5 protein-coding genes are annotated in these 5,114 nt (G+C 37.3%); 4 read left to right on the top strand and 1 reads right to left on the bottom strand.

Annotated elements, in window-relative coordinates; genetic code table 11:
• Positions 1-56: 56 nt before the first annotated feature.
• Positions 57-740 (bottom strand): TIGR04219 family outer membrane beta-barrel protein, encoded by a 684-nt coding sequence (locus HX129_RS17475; RefSeq protein ID WP_130075517.1) that lies wholly within the window; start codon positions 738-740, stop codon positions 57-59.
• 137 nt (positions 741-877) lie between these two features.
• Here HX129_RS17475 and HX129_RS17470 point away from each other — a divergent pair, with 137 nt between their 5' ends.
• The 4 genes from HX129_RS17470 to HX129_RS17455 all read left to right on the top strand — a co-directional run bounded on the left by HX129_RS17470 (position 878) and on the right by HX129_RS17455 (position 4,888).
• Positions 878-2,308: an aldehyde dehydrogenase family protein gene (locus tag HX129_RS17470; RefSeq protein ID WP_286436384.1), complete on the top strand. Its 1,431-nt coding sequence runs from the start codon at positions 878-880 to the stop codon at positions 2,306-2,308.
• Between the two features lie 64 nt (positions 2,309-2,372).
• Entirely contained in the window at positions 2,373-2,960 is a 588-nt protein-coding gene (locus tag HX129_RS17465) for a DUF1287 domain-containing protein (RefSeq protein WP_286435340.1), read from the top strand.
• A 331-nt stretch (positions 2,961-3,291) separates the two neighbouring features.
• Positions 3,292-4,776, top strand: coding sequence for a sodium-dependent transporter (locus tag HX129_RS17460; RefSeq protein ID WP_286436383.1), 1,485 nt, complete (start codon positions 3,292-3,294; stop codon positions 4,774-4,776).
• Between the two features lies 1 nt (position 4,777).
• The gene (locus HX129_RS17455) at positions 4,778-4,888 is read left to right on the top strand and encodes a methionine/alanine import family NSS transporter small subunit (RefSeq protein ID WP_081406165.1); all 111 of its coding nucleotides are present in this window, start codon (positions 4,778-4,780) and stop codon (positions 4,886-4,888) included.
• The last annotated feature ends 226 nt before the right edge of the window (positions 4,889-5,114 follow it).

The following is a 5,114-nucleotide window of genomic DNA, read 5'->3' as shown; positions in this document are numbered from 1 at the left end:
AATAAAAAAGCAGATCCTATGATCTGCTCTTTGTTTTCTTCTTGGTTTGTTAAATCTTAGAAATGTGCATCTAAGCCGATATATGGACCTTTGAATTCAAATTTCATATCACGTTTGTCCATGTCGTCTAATTCGATATTCATGACACGGTAACCAACTTTTGCACCTAAATCCAATAATATGCTTTGTACAAAGTTATATTGAACTTCTGCTTGCGCATCGGTGATTTTGACATCATTGACATTGGTATAAGTTGCTTCAGCTTTGGCACTGAAACCTGTAAATGGTAATTTTCCACCAACTTCTGCATAAATAATCGGTGAATATTCATCTACATCAACAGATTGACCGAATTGTTTTACATCACCATTTAAGCGTGTTGCACCTACACCGACATCCGCTTTAACGATATTGTCCAAAATTTCGTAATATAAAATTAAATCAGTATGATCTAAATTAATATCTGTTTTATTGATGGTATTGGCTTCAGTTTCGGTATCTAATTTTGTGTATTTCACTTTTACATTTGGAATGATTGGCACAGGATGCTCAAATGCAACAGAGGCTTGTACAGTGCCTTTACGATCTAAGTCTTGATCTGCTAATCGTTTTTCATCAATATTGGCTTTGCCATCTACATTCCAATAGCTGATGTCACCTTTTAAGCCAATAAAATCGGCTTGCGCGAATGAGCTTAATCCTAAAACTGCAATAAACACAGGTAATTGTTTTAACTTCATAAGATCCTCTGACTGAATAGATGTATTGTGCTGAATTGTTACTTAAATACATTTCATAGTTTTATAAACTAAGGGCATGATATAGAGGTTTCAGCCATTTTGCATTATGAGAATATAGATAATAAAGGAGATGAAGTATGGCAGGGTTAGAATTCCCATTATATGTGGCAGGGAAGCCTGTAAAAACAGGACAATGGCTTGAGGTTAATGATAAGTTTTCGGGTCAACTTTATGCAAAAGTTGCTTTGGCCGATGACAAAATCTTAGACAAAGCGATCAGTTCAGCAGTCAAAGCAGAACAAGAGATGGCAAATTTAAAACCATTTCAAAAGCAAAAAATTCTTTTACATTGCGTCAATCGTTTTAAAGAAATGCGTAGTGAATTGACGGCATTATTAATCGCAGAAGGTGGAAAACCTAAACTTGCTGCCGCAGCAGAAGTAGAACGATTAATTAATACTTTTCAAATCGCAGCTGATGCTGTTACTACAATCGATGATGGTCGCTTGATGCCTTTGGCTGTGACTGCAGCAGCTTCGGCTTATCGGGGGATGGTACAACATGTTCCAATTGGTGCAGTGTCTTTGATTAGCCCATTTAATTTTCCATTGAATTTAACTGCTCATAAAATTGCACCTGCAATTGCTGCAGGTTGTCCATTTGTTTTAAAACCTGCAAGTTTGACACCAATTTCAGCCTTGAAAATTGCTGAAGTATTGGCAGAAACAGAATTGCCTAAAGGGGCTTTCTCTGTATTGCCATGCCCACGTGAACACGCAGATGTTTTAGTGACGGATGACCGTTTTAAACTATTAAGTTTCACAGGTTCTGACCAAGTGGGATGGGATATGAAAGCACGTGCAGGCCGTAAGAAAGTCACTTTAGAATTGGGTGGCAACGCAGCGGTTTTGATTGAACCAGATACTGAAATGACTGATGCATTGGTGGATCGTGTGATCAGTGGTGCATATAGTCATGCTGGGCAAGTTTGTATTAGTGTGCAACGGATTTTGGTGCATTCAGATATTTATGCCGAGTTTAAGAAGAAAGTTTTAGCGAAATTGAAGAAAATTCATGCGGCAGATCCAAGCTTGGAAACGACGATTGTTGGCCCAATAATCAAAGCATCTGAAGCTGTTCGTTTGAAAAAATGGGTAGATAAAGCTGAAAAGAAAGGTGCTAAAATCTTAACCGGTGGTACTCTAAATGGTGTTTTATTTGAGCCTACTTTGTTGGAAAATGTCGATGAATCTCTTGAAATTTACCAAAATGAAGCCTTTGGTCCAGTGGCGATTTTAGAAAAATATAAGGATTTTGAAAAAGGGATTGCCACAATCAATAAGAGTCGTTTTGGTTTACAAGCAGGTGTTTATACTCAAAATCTAAACAAGATGCTCTATGCATGGGATCATCTACATGTGGGTGGTGTGATTATTAATGATATCCCAACTTTCCGTGTGGACAACATGCCCTATGGCGGTGTGAAAGATTCAGGCTTAGGTCGTGAGGGCATTCAATCGGCGATTCGTGATATGCAGGAAGAACGCCTTTTGGTGATTAAACAATAATATTTTTAACAGTAATTCATTTATCAAGGAGTCTCGGCTCCTTGTTTTTCTTAGGTATTTTCTAATGACAATAAAATCATTTAAACAATTATCTGTACTATTCGTTGTATCGTTACTCAGTGTGCAAATTTGGGCATTTCAATCTGATAAATTGGTAACCGATGCACGCTCACAAATTTGGAAAACACTCTATTACGACCCAGCCTATACACAGCTCAAATATCCCATGGGGGATGTACCTTTGGTCAAAGGTGTGTGTACAGATGTGGTGATTCGAGCATTACGTCACCAAGGGATTGATTTACAACAACGTATCCACGAAGACATGAAAGCTAATTTTTCTAAGTACCCAAAAAAATGGGGATTAAAAGCCACTGATAAAAATATTGATCATCGTCGTGTTCCGAACATTATGACCTATTTTCAACGACAAGGTTATGCGGTTCAGGATCAGCACTATAAAGCAGGCGATATTGTGGCGTGGGATTTAGGCAAAGGGCTGACACATATCGGTATTATTTCTGACAAAACTACGGTACTTTCAAAAGTGCCATTGGTGATTCATAACATTGGTTATGGAACGCGTGAAAATGATATTTTAAATGAATATAAAATTATTGGGCATTATCGAATTCCGAGCAATGCGAAATAAAACTTAAGGCTTAAAATAAAAATCTACTAAAGGGGGAAAGGATAAAAAAATAAGCAATTAATTAGAAAATGTTCATTCTAAAGTCGAATTTAGTGTAGAAATTACAGTAAAAGGCAAGGAAAACAGGTATTGTTGCGCCATTAAACAATATTTTTTAAGATTTTCTTTAAGCAAGAAATCACAACAAAATATTGGTTTGTAATAACAACAAAGTGCTCACAAGGTGCTGTTTTATTCAAACAAAAAGAATTTAGGAATTGGACTCCTTTTGCATGTTAAAGATAAACACAATATGCGGCAATGTGGAGTCCACACATCGTAGGTATTTTCTATGTCAGATAATCGTGAAAGTTGGTCTGCACGATCAGGCTTTATTTTGGCGGCGATTGGTTCAGCCGTAGGTTTGGGTAACATTTGGCGTTTCCCTTATGTCGCTTATGAAAATGGTGGGGGTGCATTTTTAGTACCTTACTTAATTGCAATTTTTGCAGCAGGGTTGCCTTTATTATTTTTAGACTACGCAGTGGGGCACAAATATCGTAAAGCGCCACCAATTGCGTATAAAAAATTAATGAATAGTGAAGCATTGGGGTGGTGGCAAGTCATGGTGACTTTGGTCATCGGGATTTACTATGCCAGTGTCTTGTCATGGGCAGGTAGTTATATGTTCTATTCCTTTGGTCAACAATGGGGGAGCGATACAGAGGCCTTTTTCTTTAAAAGTTATTTAGCAAATGGGGAAGGTCTGGCATTTGGTTTTGTACCCACTTTGTTTTTTGGTTTAGTCATTGTATGGGCTGTAGTGATGTTTATTCTCTATGGTGGTGTACGTCGTGGGGTAGAACTTGCCAATAAAATTTTTATGCCTTTATTGGTCATTTTATTTTCTATCCTTGTGATTCAAGCATTACGCTTGCCAGGGGCAACAGAAGGATTAAATGCTTTCTTCACGCCAAATTGGGAAGCAATGACCAATTATAAAGTATGGTTGGCTGCATTTGGTCATATCTTCTTCTCACTCTCTGTGGGTTTCGGGATTATGTTGACGTATGCATCTTATTTAAATAAAAAAGCCAATATGACGGGTTCAGGTGTTGTTGTGGCATTGGCAAACTCATCCTTTGAGATTCTGGCAGGGATTGGGGTATTTGCTGCACTTGGTTTTATGGCACAAAGTTCAGGTGTTCCCGTAAAAGATGTGGTTTCAGGGGGAATTGGCTTAGCCTTTATCGCATTCCCAAAAATCATTTCAAGTATGGGGTCAGGTGGTGACTTATTTGGCTTCTTGTTCTTTGCTTCACTTGTCGTAGCAGGGATTACCTCTATGGTGAGTATTTTACAAGTGCCTATTGCCGCATTTCAGGATAAATTTGGTTGGTCTAAAAATAAAGCTGTAACTATTATTGGTGGTATATCTGCTGTCATTTCAACGATTTTATTCTCTACACACAGTGCAATTACTTTTGTTGACATCATCGATTACTTTGCCAATAACATTGGTATTGTTGGTGGTGGTTTATTGTCGATTATTTTAGTGTCTTGGTTCCGTCGTCCATTGATGGCTCAATTAGAAGCTCATGTGAATCAATACTCAAGTATTAAGCTGGGTAATGGTTGGAATTTTCTTCTGACTATTATTACACCGATTTCATTGTTGGTTGCATTATTATTGACGATTAAAGCAATCATCACAGAAGGGTATGGTGGTTATCCTGCATTAACTTTATGGTTGATTGGTGGTGGTGTCGTGGCGTTCTTTGTTCTTGGTGCAATCCTTTTAAGTTTGACGAAAGACACAGCGTCGAAGGAGAATTAAAATGAATACATCTGCGATTGTGATGATGATTTTATCCATTGTTTTATTATGGGGTGGGTTGATTTTGGCAACCATTCATTTGGTTAAAAACCCTGATGAAGCTGAAGATTAAGTTATTGATTAAATGAATATAAAAATGCCCAATCATGTGATTGGGCATTTTTTATGATGTTCTCAAAATAAAATTTTAAGTTATACCATTCTTGGAAAATAACATAAGTGGTTTGTTTTTGACGGAGTCTTACATCTAAAGTTTGTATTTAACGTGAATTCGGCTTAAGCAGATTTTAATTCAATAGGTTTTAAAATCTGCTGAATTCCTGAATTATATCCATTCA

Origin of the sequence: Acinetobacter sp. 251-1, from assembly GCF_030329305.1 — a bacterium.
Lineage (GTDB): Bacteria > Pseudomonadota > Gammaproteobacteria > Pseudomonadales > Moraxellaceae > Acinetobacter > Acinetobacter piscicola_A.
The sequence above is the reverse complement of the archived record's forward strand: the minus strand, read 5'-3'. Positions and strand labels throughout refer to the sequence as shown.

Excerpts from the sequence above, each read along its gene's own strand:
- HX129_RS17475 (WP_130075517.1), bottom strand. The coding sequence starts at position 740 with ATGAAGTTAAAACAATTACCTGTGTTTATTGCAGTTTTAGGATTAAGC.
- HX129_RS17470 (WP_286436384.1), top strand. The coding sequence starts at position 878 with ATGGCAGGGTTAGAATTCCCATTATATGTGGCAGGGAAGCCTGTAAAA.
- HX129_RS17465 (WP_286435340.1), top strand. The coding sequence starts at position 2,373 with ATGACAATAAAATCATTTAAACAATTATCTGTACTATTCGTTGTATCG.
- HX129_RS17460 (WP_286436383.1), top strand. The coding sequence starts at position 3,292 with ATGTCAGATAATCGTGAAAGTTGGTCTGCACGATCAGGCTTTATTTTG.
- HX129_RS17455 (WP_081406165.1), top strand. The coding sequence starts at position 4,778 with ATGAATACATCTGCGATTGTGATGATGATTTTATCCATTGTTTTATTA.